This window comes from Neobacillus sp. B4I6, from assembly GCF_050434045.1.
Taxonomy (GTDB): Bacteria; Bacillota; Bacilli; order Bacillales; family Cytobacillaceae; genus Neobacillus.
In genome coordinates, this window is sequence record NZ_JBNPWB010000002.1 from 3,000,324 (window position 1) to 3,018,796 (window position 18,473).

The following is an 18,473-nucleotide window of genomic DNA, read 5'->3' on the forward strand; positions in this document are numbered from 1 at the left end:
TATAGAATCCAAATAAGGGGTTGAAAAACATTGGAACAAAAAGTATTAATAATTCCCAGTCCGAATCAGCAAAAAAAAGCGGCAAAAAAGCTAGATGTTTCTTTGATTTCTGGAATTGGTTTTACATTGATTATAGCCGTGTTAGGTTTTATTTTGGCAGCGCTTCCAGGTCTAAATCATATTGGACCTCTTGCGTGTGCTATTTTACTAGCTGTGGTTTATAGACAGGTTTTTGGATATCCAGAAAAATTACGTACTGGTATTCAATTTTCATCAAAAAAATTATTGAGATTGGCTATCATACTTTATGGATTAAAGCTTAATATGATTGTGATATTTCATCAGGGATTTCCACTATTACTAAGAGGGTCAATAACGATCATTTTTTCAATCGTTGTCCTTATGACCCTTGCAAAATGGCTGAAGGCCGATTTTAATCTTTCTTTATTATTAAGTCTCGGCACAGGCATTTGTGGTGCGGCTGCCATCGCGGCCGTATCGCCAATTATAAAAGCAAAAGATGAGGATACAGCTATGGGAGTCGGCATCATCGCATTAGTCGGCACAGTGTTTTCAATAATCTATACGTTAATATTTCCTTATTTATCTTTTGGTCCTATAAACTACGGAAATTGGGTTGGAATCAGCCTACACGAGATCGGCCATGTTGCTTTAGCTGCTGCCCCAGCAGGCCAGGATGCTCTTGCTCAAGCATTACTTGCCAAACTTGCAAGAGTATTTCTATTAATTCCAGTTTGCTTTATCCTTATGCTTTGGATGAAAAAGAAAGGAAAAATAGAAGGGGAGACAAAATTCGAGTTTCCATGGTTTTTAATTGGTTTTATCGTTATGAGTTTTGTGGGAAGCTATATCCTTGGTAATCAGGTAGTGGTATCAAAAACATTGATGTCTAATATTGCATACGGTACATCATTTATGTTAACAATGTCCATGACCGGATTAGGTTTAAATATTAGCTTGAAAGAATTACGTACCAAAGCAATTCGTCCACTTATAGCCATTATTATTACATCATTTCTTTTATCATTGCTTACGTTTCTTAGTCTCTAAAAATTCTTATACAATCATTATAAATCAGCCTGATTTCTATATTGACACGAATTCAGGCTGTTTCATTTTTATCTAAAAAACGGTTTACATTAGGAATCATTTGTTGCCTAATTCCATCATACTTTAGGAGGACCCAGGAGAAGGATGAAACCGATAATAATCTAAAGTTTTTTTTGCCAATCTTTTTTCTTGTAATCTATCTCGCTGATAAAAATAGCCTTTCTGAATACATTCAAAAGAATAGTTTCCACCTTGGATTTGATAGACCATGTTATGGACTGTTCTAATGTCTTTAAAAACCATACAATTGCACATAATACGATTGACACCAACATTTCCAACCATTAACATTCCTTGCTCGCCTTCACCCTCTGCTTCCGCTCTCATCATTCTTCCCAATAATTCTACGTCATCAGTTGTGTGTTTTACTCTCGGCATACCTCACCCTCTAATTACATTTTATTATATACTGTTGAAGGTATTAGTTTACTTGTAGAGTTTCTGAAGGAAGTATAGAAAGAAACTGGTCAGAAGCCACCTATCGCCTTAGAAGCAACTAGACATTATCAATCCCCTGTCGTGCATTACATGGTTGACCGAAATAGCAGTAAATGAAAGTTGTTTTATTTAAAAAAGGCTCTGTTTAATAAATGTGTTGATTTTTTTAAAAAACAAAGCTTTGCTTTCAGAAATTGATTGCAAGCTATTTCTTTTTTTTAATTTAGATAATGAATTTATGGATAAACTAAATTTTTAATTTATTAACAAGAAATTTAATAGTTGTTCCTTGCACAAGTAAGGAAAACAGAACATTTGCAAAGGTCATTGCTAATAACAAATCTTTTCCTTGAAAATTAGGTGTAATCGATAAAACAAGTGCAATGGATAAAGAACCTTTTAGCCCTCCCCAACCAATAACAGTCTTCCACGAAAATGGAATTGTTCCCTCAAAGGCTAAGCTCACAAATACAGCTACAATTCGTGAAAGAACAACAATTACAATACTTCCTATCACAACTGCCCATTTCCCATTAATACCTATTCGAACAATCTCTAATCCAACCATAAAAAAAATCAAAGCATTAGAAAGAAATGCAATAGCTTCCCAAAACGAATCCATTTCACGAAGAGTGTTTTCAGACATTCCAATTCTCTTTCCGTAGTTACCAAAAATTAAACCTGCAACAACTACTGCAATAACACCTGAAAAATGAAAGTGTTCCCCTAGTTCGTAAGCTCCGTAAAAGAGGACAATGGATAAGCCAATCTCAATTAAATGCTGGTCAATTAGACGAGTAATTCGTGAAGCTAAAAAGCCAAATGCAGCACCTACAATTATTCCACCCAAAACAACCCTTAGAAACTCTGTTGAAGCCTCAAAGACACCAGTAGCTGTTATAGACGTAGTTACAAGGGCAATCTTAAAAAGAACAACCGCCACACCATCATTCCCTAAACTTTCCCCTTCGACAATAATGGATAATTTTTCATTTACTTTAATTGATTTAAAAATCGTCAGAACTGAAATGGGGTCAGTGGCTGACATAACAGCTCCGAATATAAGAGATTCTTGAAGGGATAAATGTAAGAAGAATACGGAGGCTGCTGAAACTAATAAAAAGGTAAGAAATGTTCCAAGAAGAGATAATAATAAAATTGTTGTTTTGTTCTTTGTCAGTTCTTTGAATGGCATTTTTAGGGTAGCCTCTCCCAACAATGCTGATAAGAAAATTGTTATAATTGCAGTTTGGAAAAACGCATCACTCGTTACATGATGCTTAATCCCTTCCAAAGTCGGAATATTAAGCACCCCTATGAAAAGTCCTGCAATTACAAGAAGGGTTGGGTAAGGCTGATTTATTTTTTCAGCTATAAAGGCTCCTCCAACTGCAATTGCCAAAAGAATGGTCCACATTTCAATCATAATTTATTACGCCCCTGTTTTTAAAATTCAATATTTCATATAAATTAGTTTCTTCCATTTTAATTTGCATATCCGACAATAAATTTAGATAAATACATAAAATTTTAGAGATTACATGGGTAATCGCCAGCGGGTGGTTTAAGCAATTCAATTGAAGTCTATATATATGCCCTATCTGCTATCTCCGTGGTAGAAAGGTCGAAATATGACATGCCCTTCAAATATTTCTGTACATGGCACCTAAAGAGGCATTGATTAAACCAACAATGAGTAAAAAATACCTTGAGCATAAATAAAGGAAAAAAGCCGACTCCACCTTCCATTAATCAGGAATGAGAGTCGGCTTTTTTTATCATACCTTTTTATTAATCACCATAGCTTTGTATCAAATTTGCGATATGTGCATAAGCTCCTCCTGCAAGTAATGCTGAAGTAACCATTACTGCTTCTGCAAGCTCTTCATTTGTACATCCTAGCTTCATGGCATTTTTCGTATGGACATCTATACAATATGGGCATTGCGTGGCATGAGCAACTGCCACAGCAATAATCTCTTTAAACTTTCCACTCAATTTGCCTTTCTTCATTGCTGTTCTATTAAACGTAGAATAACCTTTAAAGCCTTCAGGAGAAAATTTATTTAATTGACCAAGGTTTTTTAGATTTGAACGTCTATAAAGTGAATCCTCTGCTTCTGCATCCATCGCATTATGTATATGAGTACTATGGGTTACTACCCCACCTGCTTCTACTCCTGCTACAACAAAGATGGCTTCTACTAATTCTTCAAGTAATGCTCCTTCAGCTTTTGCACGTCGTGTATGTGAATCAATACAATAGGGGCATTCCGTTAAATGGGCAATTGCAACCGCTATGATTTCTTTTTCCTTTTTACTCAGTGCACCATCTGTCATGACCGCCGTATTAAAATCCGAAAAAGCTTCAAGCTGTTCTGGTGCTAATTCTTTAAGTTTACTAAGATTTTTAAAATTTCCTTTTTCATATAAATTGTTTGTCATTGTAGACATCCTTTCTTTCTAATAAAAATAAAGGAGCTTGTAAATCCCATCAGACTTTTTATATTTACTCAACTTAATAGAGTTAATCATTGAGTCGGATAGACAGTTTTATGATCTGCAAGGATCACCAATTGTTTTTCATTAGGTTGAAAATTAATTTGTGAATCAGAGGAGTAATACCAAGTCTTTTCATTTTCCTTTGCTTCAAATATATTTAACTCATCCTGAAAATCTAAAACAGTCGAAGCAGTTTCTTCATCAACAGATAAGGAGATCAGCCAACGATCGTCTTGCTTTTCAATACGGTAATTAGTAGTTTGACAAAGCAATCGGCTGCCTATAGAGTGACGAATCATTAACATTAAAATTCACCCCCAGGTAAATCAATTAATAAAAAGAAACTATCTTGATTTGCCTGGATCGTAATTTCATGGATGTCTGTGATCCGTGCCGCATCCTGGGATTGTAAAATGGAATCCTTATTAATTGAAATTTCTCCTTCTATAGTAAAGATGTAAATCTTTCTGCCTTCTTCCTGTTGAAAGTTCAATGTCTTATTTCCATCCAACTTTGATAAATAAAGGGTTAAATCTTGATGAATTCCTGCCACCCGCTCGGAGGCATTATGGGATATTACAGGTAATAAGTTATTTTGTAATTGTTCAACATCATATGAGATATCTTCATAGGATGGAGTTAACTTTTTTTCATTTGGTGAAAACCATAGCTGTAAAAATCGGACTTCTTCATCATTGGAAGCATTGAATTCAGAATGAAGCACTCCCGTTCCAGCACTTATTCGCTGTATATTTCCGTAGCTGATAATTCCAGAGTTCCCCAAGTTGTCTTCATGTTTTAGCTGCCCCTTTAATACGATAGAAACAATTTCCGCTTCCCGATGCGGATGAATTCCAAAGCCGCGACCACCTTGGACGGTGTCGTCGTTAAACACACGCAGTGGACCAAATCGGATATTGGAAGTGTCATAATACTCACCAAAAGAAAAACTTAAATTACTCTCCAGCCATTCATTTTTTACTGTGTATCGTGTACCTGCAGGACAAATTTGAATCAATTCCGTCACTCCTTATCTGAATTTCTTAGTCATGAATATCGAGCTTTATTTCTTCCATTCAAAACAAAAAGTTGGAATATATAACAGGATTTCTTCTGCTATATGCTCCAACTCTTTCTTTCCTAGAATTTCCTTATGCTTGATATCTTTTAATCAAATCAACAAACACATTGACAAATGTTTGTAAGATTTGGACCGTTTCATTATCTTTAATTTTGCCCTTTTCATCAAATAATGCTGAAACATTGCCGTTTGCCGTTCCATACGCTTGCTCCATATGGACGGGATCCTACATCAAGAGAATTCTTTATTACAGCTGGTACAGAACGATTATATTCAGGAGTTACAAATAAAATAGCGTCCATCTCTTGAATTGTATTAGCTCTAAAAACTTAAGCACTCTTTACCTTATCTAATTTTTTTAATAATCCAACGAAACCTCTTATCGTAAACAAAGTAAAATTTACACTGGTAAAGGTATGAAATATTGTCCATTTTTCCCATTTGAATAACTTGGAATTCTTTTCAAAGCACCATTGACCGATACTCATGGGAACACTAAAAAGTAAACTTTTCAAAAGTATTTTGCCTAAATGATCGTTATAAGTCAGTTTCACCCATATAACACTTAAAAGCGGGAAAAACAATAGGTCATAAATGATGTTTGTCTTAAAAATTTTTGGAAAAGGACGAACTGGATATTCTAGTCTTTTGGTACCTACCACAAAAGCATCAATTAGAGTTGCAATGACTCCTTTTGAGAAAAAAACAACAAGATTTTCTCGCATTTTAGATCCTTTAAATAAAAATGGCAAGGAAACCACACACAAAGCAGTAAGTAAATTCAACAGTTTCTTTTCCATAAAAACATCCTCCGATGTGAATCAAAATTTGATATGCTCCCGTTTTACAATGTTCTGTAAAACCCCATCAAAACAAGCAGAGAAAAATAATTTCCTACCTATTATTTCTTTAGGAAGTATTTACTATTCCTTCAAGTATAAAAGTATTTTCTATGTAATTAAAAAACTAATCGAAAGGTTCCGATTAGCTTTCTTTTAAAATTATCTTTCAATATTAAGCAGCTTTTTTTAACTCAATTGAATCCTTTTGAAAAATCAAGTCACTAACTGATAATATCTTGCTTCCATTGATTGCAAGATAAACTGCCATTGCTAAAAATGCTAAATCCAACTCATATCCCGCCATTTGTCCATTTCCTAATAAACCAACAGAAAGTTTTACTTTTAGTTTATACCTTTTTGATACCATTGAGCTGCGGCTTCAACTTCTTGAGAGGTTAATTGATGACCTCTATTCTCCCAATGAATTTCTACATTCGCATTTGCCTTTTCTAATAAAGATTGTAATTCAGAAGATTCTAATGGCGAGCAGATTGGATCATTGGTACCTGCTGCAATAAATACTGCTTTCCCAGTTAAATCAGGTAGTTCAATTCCTTTTCGCGGCACCATGGGATGATGAAGAATCGCACCCTTTAAAGCACTTTGATGGTGAAATAATAAACTCGCAGCAATATTAGCTCCATTTGAGTAACCTATCGCAAGAATATTATCTCGATCAAAATCATACTTTTCGGAGGCCTCATCTAGAAACTCGTTTAACTCTTTTGTTCGAAAAATAAGATCTTCCTCATCAAATATCCCTAATGCTAATCTGCGAAAAAATCGAGGCATTCCATTTTCTAATACATTCCCACGAACGCTTAGTACATTTGCCTCATCATCAATTATTCCTGCAAGTGGCAGCAGGTCTAATTCATTGCCTCCTGTACCATGAAGCAATAACAACGTGGGTTTTGTTTGATTTTGCCCCTTATTGAATATATGTTTCATTATTTATCTCCCTCCAGAACTCGAACCTCTACAGGCGGTAAGGTTTCTTCTAATTCTTCTCTTTTTGACTCTAGCCAAGATGGCAACATTAGTTTTTCCCCAAGTTTAGCGACTGGTTCATCCACTGAAAAGCCTGGTGGGTAAGAAGTTATTTAGGCCTTTCTATTTCAAAAATCTCACCGATTTTGGCGTAATTATTCCCTGCTAATCGACTTACTGCAGCTAAACCTCTAGCATCAATTCTTCCATTTTCATAAATTTCATCTTCAATATGAAATTGAACCACTCTTCCTATAATAAAATCACATCCAGGACTATCCGAACTTCCCAATTCTAAGGAATGCTCTAATAAACATTCCATTCGAATTTTTGCTTCCTTCACACCTGGTACCGAAATTTTTACACTATCTACTGAAGTCAAGTTTGCTAACTTAACTTCACTTTGATCAGAAGGAAGACTTGCAGCCGTCTTATTTATTTTTTCAACATTATGTTCGTCAACAATATGGACCACAAATTGCTTGGATTCGATGATGTTTCTCGCTGTATCCTTTTGACTCCCCGCTGAACGTTGAATTGATAATGAAATCATCTGCGGATTGGATGAGACGATATTAAAATAACTAAATGGTGCACCATTTAAAACGCCATCTTTTGAAATGGTTGTCACGAAAGCAATAGGTCTAGGTATGATGCTTCCTATTAGAAACTTATAATTTTCTCTTTCAGACATTAAGGCTGGATCAATTGAAAGCAAAGAAATCATTCCTTTTCGTATAATCAGTCTAGTTCTCTTACTTCAAATGGCAGTAATCCGCGTTCAATTTGTTCTCTTTTTGGTTCATACTGTGCAGGCAACATCAATTTTTCTCCCATGGTTTCTTGTGACTCATCATGAGCGAAGCCTGGAGGATCTGTTGCAATTTCAAATAAGATTTCTCCGTGTTCTCTGAAATAAATGGCATTAAAATAGTTTCGATCTTGTACTGGGGTGACGCCATATCCATTTCCTGCAACATACTTTTGCCATTCCAATTGATCCTGGTCATCACTAGCCCGCCAAGCGATGTGATGTACGGTCCCCACACCCATTCTTCCGCGTCCAATCGGAGTTAATTTCAGGTCAATAACATTTCCGATCTCAGCTGAAGAACGATAACGGGCGAAATCTCCTTCTTTACCTACGAATTCAAGTCCCATAACATTTTCTAACAAGTCAGCCGTTTTATTGGGCTGTGTTGATAATAGAGTAGCTCCGCCAAACCCTTTGATGGCGACCTCTGGAGTTACCCCGCTAAAGTTCCAATTATTAACTTCTCCTTCTTCTCTTTCAACAATTTCAAGGTGAAGGCCATGTGGATCATCAAATTCCAAATATTGCTCACCGAATCGATCCATTTTCGTAAATGAAACCTTTAACTTTTCTAGCCTGTTCTCCCAAAATTCCATAGAACCTTTTGGAACAACATAAGAGGTAACTCCTACTTGACCATCACCAATGGTTCCTTGACGAGCTCCTGCCCAAGGGAAGAATGTAATGATGGTTCCTGGTTTTCCTCCTTCATCACCGAAATAAAGGTGATACGTTCCAGGGTCATCAAAGTTTACTGTTTGTTTCACTAAGCGTAATCCTAAAACACCTGCATAAAAATCAACATTCTCCTGTGGATGTCCTACAATTGCAGTGATATGATGAATACCCATTGTTTTCTTACTCATTTTGAAACACTCCTTTTAAAATTATGATCTCTATTCAATAATTAAATTATTGATACTATTAAAAATCGGGATTCTCTAATTCGAGATATTTTAGAATAAAAAAGCATCCAATGCATATTTTCCAGGTCCAATTAATGCTATACCAATTACAACCGCTATCAACGTCAAATTATATTCGTATCCATTTTGTGTTGCCCAATAGCCATTAGAAGCATGAACCTTTACAATTGCCATTACCATTGTAGCTGCAATCATGATTCCTGCAAGGGGAGTAAGAAGTCCTAATGTAAACAATAATCCCCCAATTAATTCTGCTAATCCTGCCATGAGGGCCATCATCACACCTGGTTTCATACCGAGCGACTCCATCCAGCCTCCTGTTCCCTTTAAGCCGTAACCGCCAAACCAGCCAAATAATTTCTGTGCACCGTGAGCCATGAATGACACACCCACGACTACCCTTATAATTAATAATCCAATACTCATCATTTTATTACCTCCTATTTCTACTTATCTCGACTTCGAGATATTAATTTAAAAAATATATTATTCCACTCTGTTTCTAACTTTCTTTAAACAATGGACCATCAACTCGGACTCATCTTCTGTTAAATCTTCAAAAATAGAATTAACCATGTCTTGATACTTCGGCATGATGTTTTCCATCATTTCCATTCCTTCAGCTGTTAAGGTTACATGAATAACCCGCCGGTCTTCTCTACAGTCATTCCTTTTTATGATTCCTTTTTGTTCAAGTTTATCAATAACATACGTCATCGAGCCGCTAGAGGTCAGGATTCTATTTCTAATCTGCTGAATGGTTTGTTTCCCTTTGTAGAAAAGTACCTCTAAAACAGAAAACTCGGTAATACTAAGATTATTTTTGGACATTTCGTCTCTTATTCGTTCCTGAATGCCTTTTGAGGTTTGCATTAGTAGCAAAAATGGATGGTTAGTACATTTCCTTTCCATATTCACACCTCCTAATTAAATATCTTTAATTAATATATCTTGAATTCAAGATAATGTCAATACCTGTTTTATAATTTAATCAATAACTGTTTTTCTCCAAATAACCCCAGCCGAATCACGGGCTTTTTTTTAATTTAACCATTGTTTCTTAATTTGCTCTTGTGCGAAATGCAAAATTTGTTCTTCAGGTGTGTCCTTTTTAACAATTACATTAATAAGGTTATGAGATTTTTTATAGCTTTCTCCAGTTACAAGATTTCAATGGTAAGAGATTGCCCACAAACTCTTAAGGGAAAAATTGATATTACCTCAGTTCATGTATGGCGTATTGGTTGCCGTTATTCGTTTTTTGGCATGAGTCTTAATTTTTCTCATAAAATGTACAAGAGTCTAATCGCTATCTCTATTGTTTCCTGAGTTTCATTAATCGTGTTGGGTATATATTTTGGATACCAAGGGATTTATGCCCTCTAGGGATAGGCCTCATCTTGTCTTTTTTGACGTCCCATGGATATGCATTTCGTTAAGTTCTTGTCCCTCTATTCGCATAGTAAACATATACGGATGAGGGATGAACAGTATTACATAGGAGGAGAATATGTTTATTTTTATTGAAATAGCCGTTTTGGGAATGGCCTTATTAAGAGTACTTTCAGGAAGTATTGAAATACTTGCAGCTATACTCATGATTAAGTTTAATTCAGTTGAAAAGGCCCTTTTAGTTAATAGTTCTCTAGCACTCGTTGGCCCTATTATTCTCATCTTAACGACTACAATTGGTGTTCTGGGATTGACGGGGAATATTTCATTTGCCAAAATAGTCTGGATTTTCATCGGAGTTGGCTGTATTTTTATCGGTGTAAAATCATAATCTTCCGTTTAAGTTTCTTTATAGGTTGGAAAATAAAGGATTGTCGCGAAAAAACAAAAAAATAATCCCCCATCATTCCTTGATTCGGAACAAACGGGGGATGATCACCTAGTATTCTTTTTAGACATAAAATACCTCTCTTTCTTTTTCGTTTAAACTCTCTCTAATTGCCTCTTCCCACCATCGAAAGTCATTTGGAAAATGAGCTTTCATGAGATTTAACCGTTCATTCGAAAGCTTTGCCTTCCTTAATGTTTCTTCCACTTCCATTCCACAACAGATTTGATAAATATCATCAAAGTGAGCGAGTGACATTTCCATCACCTTCTTTCATATAATAAAAGCCCGAAATCTTATGATTTCGGGCTTTTATTATATGGATTCGCTATACCCGCTTCCTAAAGGAATAAGTGGATGGCACGAAAAAGGATGGAAAAAATGGTAAGGGTTGAATAAAAGTGAGCTTATATGTGATTTTTTAATCTCTTTTCCATCAGTTCTGCCATTTGTTTCGAATTTGGATTTCCTTCATTTTGTAATTTATCAATGATGTTAATATAATCCGTTTCATTTCGGTTCTGACTTAATTTATATGCAGCCTGGATTTGTTCAACTTTAATCTTAAAACCAACAATACCTTGCAGTTGATTTTCTAATAGTTCAGGAGAAAGTTTATCCCATAAAACTGGATTTTCACGATTTTCTTTATATTTTTCCAGCATTATTGTTAATTCTTCTATTAATTCATCTTTCTCTAAAATGCTTGCTTTACCATATATATGGACGGCTTGATAATTCCATGTTGGTACTTCTTCATGACCATACCAAGAAGAAGAAATGTAAGCGTTCGGTCCCTGAAACATAACAAGCCCATCTTCACAGGTTTCAAATGTTCTCCACTGAGGATTTCCATAAGCCAAATGCCCAGTAATATAGTAATCATCACCTTTTTTATTTAACCCCAAAGGCAAATGAGTGGCAATTGGTTTCCCTTGCTCTGTTGTGACAATCGTTCCAAAAGAGTGTTTTTGAACAAAATCCCAAATTTCATCAACATTTGTGACCTTAAAAAATTTTGGAATATACATAATAATCCACCTTTCAAAAAAAGTTATATGAGTGTTTTGGTCATTATAAAGTCCATTTGTTCTTCATCACCCATATAAAAAGAGTGGGCTCCAGTTTGAACAAACCCCATTTTCTTATAAAAAGTAATAGCATTTTCATTTTTTTCCCATACGCCTAGCCAAATTTTCTTTTTATTACGTTCCATCGCAATTTCCATAGCTTTATTTAGCAGATATTTACCAAGCCCATGTTTTTGAAATTTGTTCTTTATATAAATCCTCTCGATTTCAAGTGATTCATCACCCATTTCTTCAGACTGAGCATCATTGGTATTGACCTTTAAATATCCAGCGACATCATTATTAAAATAAACAAAAAAGAATTGCGAAGAAATATTGGATAATTCTTTTTCTAATTGTTTTAAGTTAAATGCCCTTTCCAGATAGGCATTCATATTTTCGGGTGAATTCTGATGCTTAAATGTCTCATTAAATGTTTCATAACTAATTTCTTGAAGTTTGTGTGAATCTTCAACGGTACACTTTTTTATATTTATAGTCATTTAAATATGTCGCTCCTTCATATAATCAATAATTTCTCTTGTTTCCCTTTTTTACAAATTCCCAGTCTTTTTCTATATTTTTTCTTACTCTTTGAAGAAGGTTGAAAATGGTTTCTACTTCTCTTTCGGAAAATCCCTCTAATGCAACGATATTGGAATAATCATTTTCTCTTTTTATAAAAGGAAAAACATTTTTCCCTTTCTCTGTTGGAAAGAGTTTTTTTATTTTTTTGTTATGTTGATCTTCTTTCTTTTCAATAAAGCCATTAATTTCAAGTTTTTTTATAGCACGAGCTGCTGTTGTTCGATCTACTTTTATCATCTCAGCTAACTTTTCTTGAATGATTCCTGGGTTTTCACATATTCGCACCAGGTACAAATACTGTCCCTTTGTAAGGTCATATTCTTTAAACTCTATATTACTTATAGAATCTAATGCCCTTGCTATCATTCCAATTTCACGAAGAATTTCCTTCATAATTAACTCCTTAACCCATACTTTTTGTTGCATTTACTATAAAAGTGATATAAATTAAATTTAACCTAATTTTATTGCATTTGCAACAAAATGATGATAGACAATTTAATTTAAAAGGACTGATAAAAATGAATGCAAAAAGAGCAACAATTGATGAAAATTTAAGGGTAGCATTTGCAATAAGGAAAGAAGTATTTGTGAAAGAACAAGGCGTACCACTAGAAGATGAATTTGATCAATTTGATACACTGAATGGACTTTGCGAACACATATTAGTCCATTACAATGAACAACCAGTCGGAACGGGAAGGATAAGGTTTATTGATGGAGTAGGTAAATTGGAAAGAATCTGCATCCTCGAACCTTATCGTAAATTTGGACTTGGAAAAATCATTATTAAAGCGTTAGAAGAAATCGCGGAAGAACGGGGAGCCTCGCAGGTTAAATTACATTGACAAACACAGGCGGAAGGTTTTTATAAAAAACTTGGTTATCGTACTTCATCTAATATCTTTATGGAAGATGGTATCCCACATATTCTAATGCTCAAAGAATTGTCTAGTAAATATTGATAAAGAGGTCGAGTAAAGTGAAATATGTTTTTTATGTATTAGGAATTTTAATATTAACCCTTGGTATTTCTTTCACTATTCAATCAGACCTTGGAACTTCGCCTTTTGATGCACTTTTGGTAGGACTGTCCATAAATGTGGGGCTTACTGTGGGAAGTTGGGAAATAATAATAGCTTTACTATTGATAGGTTGTAATTCATTTTTAAAAAGACAAAGACCAGAAGTTTTGGGGTTGTTAACAGCATTTATAACGGGTATTGGTATTGATATGTGGCTTTTTTTATTGCACAATTTGATAACACCTGAACTATGGTACAGCAAAGTTGTTTGTTTTGGAATCGGCTTAGTTGTTATAGGATTAGGAACCGCAACATATTTACACACAAATTTTGCACCGATTCCAGTTGACCGATTAACCTTAATCATCCAAGAATTAACTAGAACAAATATATTTTTTTCGAAAACGTTCATTTACCTCGTATTCTTAATAATGGCAATGTTTTTAAATGGACCAATTGGCGTTGGGACTATATTAACCGTTTGTTTAGGGGGGCTAATACTTAATTACTTTATGCCATTTACTGAAAAAGTATTAGACCGTATATTAACACACTCAAGTACATCATCAAATTATGATAAAGATAAAAACCATTCAATATAGGATGGTTTTTGTTGTATTCCTTCATCACCTGATATCTCTGTAAAAAATTCAACATCCCTTACTGTTAAAGTCCGTTCAAACGTAATAATATCTCCAAACAGGCCCAACCCTTTGTGTTCAAAGGAATGAGCCTATTTTTTTTACTCTAATTAGTTTTTTTTATATTTTTCATTTCTGTAATTTACCTTTGCTACTTCTTCCTTTACGTAAAGTCCCGGGCTTTGTTACTTTGAAAAGCCTAATAGTTGAGCTTTCTTCAACCTAAGGTCGAAGCGATCAGCATTCATAATCTTGACCCAGGCAGCTATAAAATCACGCACAAACTTCTCTTTGTTATCATCTTGAGCATAAACCTCTGCTATGGCACGTAGAACGGAGTTTGAACCAAACACTAGGTCAACACTAGTTGCTGTACGTACTACTACTCCTGTCTTGCGATCACGTCCTTCAAATACGTCACCGCCAACAGGCGTCCACGCTACCCCCATGTCAAGTAAGTTAACAAAAAAGTCGTTAGTAAGTGTCCCTACACGATCAGTGAAAACCCCATGATTGGTGCCACCGTAGTTAGTACCCAAAACACGCATACCGCCAATAAGAGCAGTCATTTCTGGTGCAGTAAGGCCTAGAAGTTGTGCCTTGTCAACTAGCAGCTCTGCCGAACTTACACGATACTGGTCCTTCTGATAGTTGCGAAAACCATCAGCGATAGGTTCTAGCACTGCAAAACTTTCTAATTCAGTTTGCTCTTGGGTTGCATCGCCACGTCCTGGAGCGAAAGGAACAGATACATCAAAGCCTGCATCTTTTGCAGCTTTTTCTATTGCGGCACTACCACCAAGTACAATCAAGTCAGCCATGCTTACTTTCTTTCCTAGATGACTTTGAATGCTTTCTAGTACAGTAAGTACTTTTGTAAGTTGTTCAGGCTGATTTACTTCCCAATCCTTCTGTGGAGCAAGACGGATACGAGCACCATTTGCACCGCCACGCATATCTGAGCCGCGGTAGGTACTTGCTGAGGCCCATGCAGTTGTGACTAGTTCGTTGATAGTAAGTCCTGAGTCCAGGATCATAACTTTGATCTTTTCAACTTCTGTATCTGTTAATTCATACTCAACAGCCGGTATAGGATCTTGCCAGATAAGTAATTCTTTTGGAACTTCTGGGCCTAGATATCTTGAACGAGGCCCCATGTCACGGTGTGTTAGTTTAAACCATGCACGAGCAAATGCATCAGCAAACTCTTCTGGATTCTTATGGAAACGACGAGATATCTTTTCGTATTCTGGATCATATCGCAATGCCATATCAGCGGTAGTCATCATAGTCGGAACACTAACGGATGGATCTTCTGCATCCGGTGCAAGATCCTTCTCATCAGGATTTACAGCAAGCCACTGATATGCACCAGCAGGACTCTTTGTAAGCCACCATTGATATCCAAACAATAAATCAAAGTAACCATTATCCCACTGTGTTGGATTAGCAGTCCAAGCACCTTCAATACCGCTGGTGATGGTGTCACGCCCTTTACCGCTGCCGTGTGTGCTTAACCAACCTAAGCCCTGTGCCTCAGTTGGAGCAGCTTCCGGTTCTGGACCAACATGAGCAGCATCTCCTGCACCATGTGCCTTACCAAAAGTATGGCCGCCGGCTATTAATGCTACTGTTTCTTCATCGTTCATTCCCATACGTGCAAAGGTTTCGCGTATGTCACGACCACTTGCAATCGGATCTGGATTACCATTTGGACCTTCTGGGTTAACATAGATAAGGCCCATCTGAACGGCTGCAAGTGGGTTCTCAAGCTCACGATCACCTGTGTAACGCTTATCACCTAACCATTCTGATTCAGTACCCCAGTTAATGTCTTCTTCTGGATGCCAAACATCTGCGCGTCCTCCACCAAAACCAAATGTCTTTCCACCCATTGATTCAATAGCGACATTACCTGTAAGAATAAATAAGTCAGCCCAAGAAATCTTGTTGCCATACTTTTGCTTAATCGGCCAAAGTAGTCGACGAGCTTTATCGAGGTTACCGTTGTCAGGCCAACTGTTAAGTGGAGCAAAACGCTGTGTGCCAGTACCACCACCACCACGGCCGTCTCCAGTACGATATGTACCTGCGGAGTGCCAAGCCATACGGATAAAGAATGGACCATAATGTCCATAATCAGCTGGCCACCAATCTTGACTGTTTGTCATTAAATTGCGAAGATCCTGTTTAAGGGCATAGTAGTCTAACTTTTTAAATTCTTCTGCATAATCAAAGTCTTCTCCCATAGGGTTAGATTTTCTGTCATGCTGATGGAGAATGTTCAAGTTCAACTGGTTTGGCCACCAGTCTCGATTAGACGTACCCCTAGAATTGTTACTAGCAGCGCCGCCGTGAAACGGGCACTTTCCAATATTAGCATCCATACGTTTTTCTCCTCCCTGTTCTTGTGAATTAAGCAGCAGATAATTATGTCTCTTGTTAGTAAGAAGCTTACAAACTGGTAGTATTAATTATTATGTTTCAATTCTACTAAACTATTACTTAAAATTGAAAAAAAAACCAATGTTGTCACAAATTTGTAATATTTTCCGGAAATGCTGTTATATCAAGTTTTTACCGCCTTGTATTTTCTTGTGTTCAATAATCTCAAAAAGAATACCACTTTCCTGAGTTTTACATCCGGGCAAAATGAACAAGTTGATTCGCTCATCCTGACGTTTTGAAAGGTGCAGATTGACACAAAGAGATACTCGCGTTGACCCGAGCAATACCATAGATTACTTCAATAGATTACTTCAAAGATTACTTCAGAGAAAAAAATAATATGACCCCTTTCATTTCCATTTCCATCAAAGCAAAAATATTTATAAATAGTGTGTCCTTTTTGCATTTTTTTCTATATATAACACTTGAAAGGACCAATCGGTTGGTTGTTGGCGTCCTATGACCGTTTCAAGGTTCCTTCATGAAAAGTGCTATAAGGGGAGATTCAGATGAGCAGGTTGTTAATAACTGAAAGTCCATTGATGATTATTCCTAGTTTGGCAGCTAAAATTGGTGTAAATGAGGCAGTGGTGCTGCAGCAAATTCATTATTGGCTTGGAATCAGCAAACATGTTATTGAGGAGAGAACCTGGGTGTATAACACGTATGAGGAGTGGCAGAAGCAGCTACCATTTTGGTCAGTGAGTACGATTAAGCGGACGATTCGCTCGTTGGAGATGATGGGATTACTTCTATCAAATAACTGGAATGAGATGAAAATAGATAAGACAAAATGGTACAGCATTGACTATGAAAAAGTGAAAGAGCTAGAGGATAGCATTTTGGAACGTCCAGCTAAGCCTATTGAGGAGAATGCACCGGAGGAAGAGGTTAAGAATACGGAGGGAACAACTGTCAGTTCTTCCGTAAAAAAGGAGATACCATATGCTGAAATTATCAACTATTTGAATGAGATAACAGGAAAGAACTTTAAACCAGGTTCTATTAAAACGAGGGAAATGATTCATGCGAGATATAGAGAAGGTTTTACCTTTGAGGAATTTAAAAGAGTCATTGATTTAAAGACAGCTGAATGGAAGTCTGATCCTGCTTGGAATAGGTTTCTAAGGCCGGAGACGTTGTTTGGAACAAAATTTGAATCTTATCTCAATCAACAGGAAAGAAAGAAGAGAATGTCTGAGGAGGATTTTAACTTTGATGAATAAAAAAGAGATTTATAATTTAATGGAACTAATTGAAGTCTATTATGAAAAGTTTCATTTTGATCAAAAGAAGCTGGATGGCTGGCATATGGTCTTGCAAAAATATTCGTATGAAAAAGTGCACAAGAATCTATTGGAATTTGTGGCTCAATCGCCGCATCCACCAAAGATTTGTGATTTGCTTCAGAGTTCATCTGGGGGGTCACGCTGCATCCCTAATGAATTCGTTTTGGATTTGACTGCCGGGGAAGCACCTTAAGAAGACTAGGCTACGGAAAAACAAAAACCACGGGAAGAACAACGAGCATGGATACGGTTTTGAAGGCTTTCCAAATAACTGTGCCTATTACTTTCTTACTCACGGTTTTGTATCACAGGAGTAAAGATACAAATATATTAAAGGTTTGGGCTTTTCGCACATTGCGATGCAAGAAGCCCAAACCTCTTATGAACTTTAAAAATCTGGCAGTCTTCGAAAGTTTGACTTGTTTTTTCCGAAATAATGTTACAGTAAGAAAAATGTGCAGCATTTTATACTCCAAGGAAATACTACATAGACACTATTGAAGCTAACGATATCATATCTCTAAGTAACTCGAATTCTACCAACTCTTCTATTTCGATTACGATGTTTATTATTCATTGCACTTTGGGATTTAGGAATACCTGGAAATGATATGAGGCCAGCCTTAAATAGGGTAAATCCGATAAATGTAGCAAAAATCGTACTTCCGATTAAAAACCAGATGAGTCTTCTGCCAACATTGCGTAACATGTATTCACCTCTTTAACCTCTCATTAATGATAAATATGATGAAATCATCTTTTTTATGTCGTCTTATTCAACCCTGCTATCCTTCATCACGTCAGAGAATTCCAGAGAATCACTTAAAACATAATAGTTAGGATGTGGG

Annotated in this window: 23 protein-coding genes and 4 pseudogenes; 6 read left to right on the forward strand and 21 right to left on the reverse strand. The window is 36.2% G+C overall.

Annotated elements, in window-relative coordinates:
- The first annotated feature begins 51 nt into the window (after positions 1-51).
- Positions 52-1,071 carry a YeiH family protein gene (locus tag QF028_RS16830; RefSeq protein WP_429472392.1) on the forward strand — a complete coding sequence of 340 codons (1,020 nt, stop codon included), beginning with the start codon at positions 52-54 and terminating at the stop codon, positions 1,069-1,071.
- 141 nt (positions 1,072-1,212) lie between these two features.
- Here QF028_RS16830 and QF028_RS16835 read toward each other — a convergent pair.
- The 15 genes and pseudogenes from QF028_RS16835 to QF028_RS16905 form a co-directional block, all read right to left on the reverse strand.
- Positions 1,213-1,509: pseudogene (locus tag QF028_RS16835) on the reverse strand (cell wall hydrolase); the annotation flags it as partial.
- A gap of 307 nt (positions 1,510-1,816) precedes the next feature.
- The gene (locus QF028_RS16840; protein WP_429467084.1) at positions 1,817-2,995 is read right to left on the reverse strand and encodes a cation:proton antiporter; all 1,179 of its coding nucleotides are present in this window, start codon (positions 2,993-2,995) and stop codon (positions 1,817-1,819) included.
- A 365-nt stretch (positions 2,996-3,360) separates the two neighbouring features.
- The gene (locus QF028_RS16845; RefSeq protein ID WP_429467086.1) at positions 3,361-4,014 is read right to left on the reverse strand and encodes a carboxymuconolactone decarboxylase family protein; all 654 of its coding nucleotides are present in this window, start codon (positions 4,012-4,014) and stop codon (positions 3,361-3,363) included.
- 86 nt (positions 4,015-4,100) lie between these two features.
- Positions 4,101-4,376, reverse strand: coding sequence for a hypothetical protein (locus tag QF028_RS16850; protein ID WP_168242991.1), 276 nt, complete (start codon positions 4,374-4,376; stop codon positions 4,101-4,103).
- Entirely contained in the window at positions 4,376-5,089 is a 714-nt protein-coding gene (locus tag QF028_RS16855) for a pirin family protein (protein WP_429467089.1), read from the reverse strand. Before QF028_RS16855 ends, QF028_RS16850 begins: the two co-directional genes overlap by 1 nt.
- A gap of 133 nt (positions 5,090-5,222) precedes the next feature.
- A pseudogene (locus QF028_RS16860) lies at positions 5,223-5,451 on the reverse strand (NAD(P)H-dependent oxidoreductase); the annotation flags it as partial.
- A gap of 30 nt (positions 5,452-5,481) precedes the next feature.
- Positions 5,482-5,952 carry a CBO0543 family protein gene (locus tag QF028_RS16865; protein ID WP_429467091.1) on the reverse strand — a complete coding sequence of 157 codons (471 nt, stop codon included), beginning with the start codon at positions 5,950-5,952 and terminating at the stop codon, positions 5,482-5,484.
- 214 nt (positions 5,953-6,166) lie between these two features.
- A complete protein-coding gene (locus QF028_RS16870; protein WP_429467093.1) occupies positions 6,167-6,361 on the reverse strand; it encodes a hypothetical protein in 195 nt (64 codons plus the stop codon).
- A complete protein-coding gene (locus QF028_RS16875) occupies positions 6,337-6,948 on the reverse strand; it encodes an alpha/beta hydrolase (protein WP_429472394.1) in 612 nt (203 codons plus the stop codon). Before QF028_RS16875 ends, QF028_RS16870 begins: the two co-directional genes overlap by 25 nt.
- A pseudogene (locus tag QF028_RS16880) lies at positions 6,945-7,097 on the reverse strand (ring-cleaving dioxygenase); the annotation flags it as partial. The pseudogene QF028_RS16880 and the gene QF028_RS16875, both read right to left, overlap by 4 nt.
- Positions 7,094-7,702 carry a flavin reductase family protein gene (locus tag QF028_RS16885; protein WP_429467095.1) on the reverse strand — a complete coding sequence of 203 codons (609 nt, stop codon included), beginning with the start codon at positions 7,700-7,702 and terminating at the stop codon, positions 7,094-7,096. The gene QF028_RS16885 and the pseudogene QF028_RS16880, both read right to left, overlap by 4 nt.
- 23 nt (positions 7,703-7,725) lie before the next feature.
- Positions 7,726-8,664, reverse strand: coding sequence for a ring-cleaving dioxygenase (locus QF028_RS16890; RefSeq protein WP_215000611.1), 939 nt, complete (start codon positions 8,662-8,664; stop codon positions 7,726-7,728).
- A gap of 90 nt (positions 8,665-8,754) precedes the next feature.
- Complete coding sequence (locus QF028_RS16895) at positions 8,755-9,153, reverse strand: DoxX family protein (RefSeq protein WP_168242983.1); 399 nt, start codon at positions 9,151-9,153, stop codon at positions 8,755-8,757.
- Positions 9,154-9,210: 57 nt separating this feature from the next.
- The gene (locus QF028_RS16900) at positions 9,211-9,636 is read right to left on the reverse strand and encodes a MarR family winged helix-turn-helix transcriptional regulator (protein WP_429467098.1); all 426 of its coding nucleotides are present in this window, start codon (positions 9,634-9,636) and stop codon (positions 9,211-9,213) included.
- 129 nt (positions 9,637-9,765) lie between these two features.
- The gene (locus tag QF028_RS16905; protein WP_429472396.1) at positions 9,766-9,852 is read right to left on the reverse strand and encodes a BA3454 family stress response protein; all 87 of its coding nucleotides are present in this window, start codon (positions 9,850-9,852) and stop codon (positions 9,766-9,768) included.
- 382 nt (positions 9,853-10,234) lie between these two features.
- Here QF028_RS16905 and QF028_RS16910 point away from each other — a divergent pair, with 382 nt between their 5' ends.
- Entirely contained in the window at positions 10,235-10,507 is a 273-nt protein-coding gene (locus QF028_RS16910) for a YqhV family protein (RefSeq protein WP_168242978.1), read from the forward strand.
- Positions 10,508-10,627: 120 nt separating this feature from the next.
- Here the strand turns inward: QF028_RS16910 and QF028_RS16915 are convergent, their stop codons facing one another.
- The 4 genes from QF028_RS16915 to QF028_RS16930 all read right to left on the reverse strand — a co-directional run bounded on the left by QF028_RS16915 (position 10,628) and on the right by QF028_RS16930 (position 12,615).
- On the reverse strand, positions 10,628-10,822 hold the full coding sequence (locus QF028_RS16915) for a hypothetical protein (RefSeq protein WP_429467100.1): 195 nt from the start codon (positions 10,820-10,822) through the stop codon (positions 10,628-10,630).
- A gap of 149 nt (positions 10,823-10,971) precedes the next feature.
- Entirely contained in the window at positions 10,972-11,595 is a 624-nt protein-coding gene (locus QF028_RS16920; protein ID WP_429467102.1) for an FMN-binding negative transcriptional regulator, read from the reverse strand.
- A 23-nt stretch (positions 11,596-11,618) separates the two neighbouring features.
- Complete coding sequence (locus QF028_RS16925; RefSeq protein WP_429467104.1) at positions 11,619-12,137, reverse strand: GNAT family N-acetyltransferase; 519 nt, start codon at positions 12,135-12,137, stop codon at positions 11,619-11,621.
- 25 nt (positions 12,138-12,162) lie between these two features.
- Positions 12,163-12,615, reverse strand: a complete 453-nt coding sequence (locus tag QF028_RS16930) for a MarR family winged helix-turn-helix transcriptional regulator (protein WP_215000600.1) — start codon at positions 12,613-12,615, stop codon at positions 12,163-12,165.
- A 128-nt stretch (positions 12,616-12,743) separates the two neighbouring features.
- On the opposite strand from QF028_RS16930, the pseudogene QF028_RS16935 reads away from it, so the two are divergent.
- A pseudogene (locus tag QF028_RS16935) lies at positions 12,744-13,187 on the forward strand (GNAT family N-acetyltransferase).
- A gap of 17 nt (positions 13,188-13,204) precedes the next feature.
- Entirely contained in the window at positions 13,205-13,849 is a 645-nt protein-coding gene (locus QF028_RS16940; protein ID WP_429467106.1) for a YczE/YyaS/YitT family protein, read from the forward strand.
- A gap of 224 nt (positions 13,850-14,073) precedes the next feature.
- Here QF028_RS16940 and katG read toward each other — a convergent pair whose 3' ends face one another.
- The gene (katG, locus tag QF028_RS16945) at positions 14,074-16,275 is read right to left on the reverse strand and encodes a catalase/peroxidase HPI (RefSeq protein WP_429467108.1); all 2,202 of its coding nucleotides are present in this window, start codon (positions 16,273-16,275) and stop codon (positions 14,074-14,076) included.
- A 570-nt stretch (positions 16,276-16,845) separates the two neighbouring features.
- Between katG and QF028_RS16950 the strand changes: the two genes are divergently transcribed.
- Both QF028_RS16950 and QF028_RS16955 read left to right on the forward strand, forming a co-directional pair.
- A complete protein-coding gene (locus QF028_RS16950) occupies positions 16,846-17,562 on the forward strand; it encodes a conserved phage C-terminal domain-containing protein (RefSeq protein ID WP_429467110.1) in 717 nt (238 codons plus the stop codon).
- Positions 17,552-17,818 carry a hypothetical protein gene (locus QF028_RS16955; RefSeq protein ID WP_429467112.1) on the forward strand — a complete coding sequence of 89 codons (267 nt, stop codon included), beginning with the start codon at positions 17,552-17,554 and terminating at the stop codon, positions 17,816-17,818. The genes QF028_RS16950 and QF028_RS16955 overlap by 11 nt, the downstream gene beginning before the upstream one ends.
- A gap of 327 nt (positions 17,819-18,145) precedes the next feature.
- Here the strand turns inward: QF028_RS16955 and QF028_RS16960 are convergent, their stop codons facing one another.
- The gene (locus QF028_RS16960; protein WP_429467114.1) at positions 18,146-18,334 is read right to left on the reverse strand and encodes a hypothetical protein; all 189 of its coding nucleotides are present in this window, start codon (positions 18,332-18,334) and stop codon (positions 18,146-18,148) included.
- Between the last annotated feature and the right edge of the window lie 139 nt (positions 18,335-18,473).

Bases quoted from the DNA above. Each gene is read 5' to 3' on its own strand.
- QF028_RS16840 (WP_429467084.1), bottom strand. From the start codon at position 2,995: ATGATTGAAATGTGGACCATTCTTTTGGCAATTGCAGTTGGAGGAGCC.
- QF028_RS16845 (WP_429467086.1), bottom strand. From the start codon at position 4,014: ATGACAAACAATTTATATGAAAAAGGAAATTTTAAAAATCTTAGTAAA.
- QF028_RS16850 (WP_168242991.1), bottom strand. From the start codon at position 4,376: ATGTTAATGATTCGTCACTCTATAGGCAGCCGATTGCTTTGTCAAACT.
- QF028_RS16865 (WP_429467091.1), bottom strand. From the start codon at position 5,952: ATGGAAAAGAAACTGTTGAATTTACTTACTGCTTTGTGTGTGGTTTCC.
- QF028_RS16870 (WP_429467093.1), bottom strand. From the start codon at position 6,361: ATGGTATCAAAAAGGTATAAACTAAAAGTAAAACTTTCTGTTGGTTTA.
- QF028_RS16890 (WP_215000611.1), bottom strand. From the start codon at position 8,664: ATGAGTAAGAAAACAATGGGTATTCATCATATCACTGCAATTGTAGGA.
- QF028_RS16895 (WP_168242983.1), bottom strand. From the start codon at position 9,153: ATGATGAGTATTGGATTATTAATTATAAGGGTAGTCGTGGGTGTGTCA.
- QF028_RS16900 (WP_429467098.1), bottom strand. From the start codon at position 9,636: ATGGAAAGGAAATGTACTAACCATCCATTTTTGCTACTAATGCAAACC.
- QF028_RS16910 (WP_168242978.1), top strand. From the start codon at position 10,235: ATGTTTATTTTTATTGAAATAGCCGTTTTGGGAATGGCCTTATTAAGA.
- QF028_RS16915 (WP_429467100.1), bottom strand. From the start codon at position 10,822: ATGTCACTCGCTCACTTTGATGATATTTATCAAATCTGTTGTGGAATG.
- QF028_RS16920 (WP_429467102.1), bottom strand. From the start codon at position 11,595: ATGTATATTCCAAAATTTTTTAAGGTCACAAATGTTGATGAAATTTGG.
- QF028_RS16925 (WP_429467104.1), bottom strand. From the start codon at position 12,137: ATGACTATAAATATAAAAAAGTGTACCGTTGAAGATTCACACAAACTT.
- QF028_RS16930 (WP_215000600.1), bottom strand. From the start codon at position 12,615: ATGAAGGAAATTCTTCGTGAAATTGGAATGATAGCAAGGGCATTAGAT.
- katG (WP_429467108.1), bottom strand. From the start codon at position 16,275: ATGGATGCTAATATTGGAAAGTGCCCGTTTCACGGCGGCGCTGCTAGT.
- QF028_RS16950 (WP_429467110.1), top strand. From the start codon at position 16,846: ATGAGCAGGTTGTTAATAACTGAAAGTCCATTGATGATTATTCCTAGT.
- QF028_RS16960 (WP_429467114.1), bottom strand. From the start codon at position 18,334: ATGTTACGCAATGTTGGCAGAAGACTCATCTGGTTTTTAATCGGAAGT.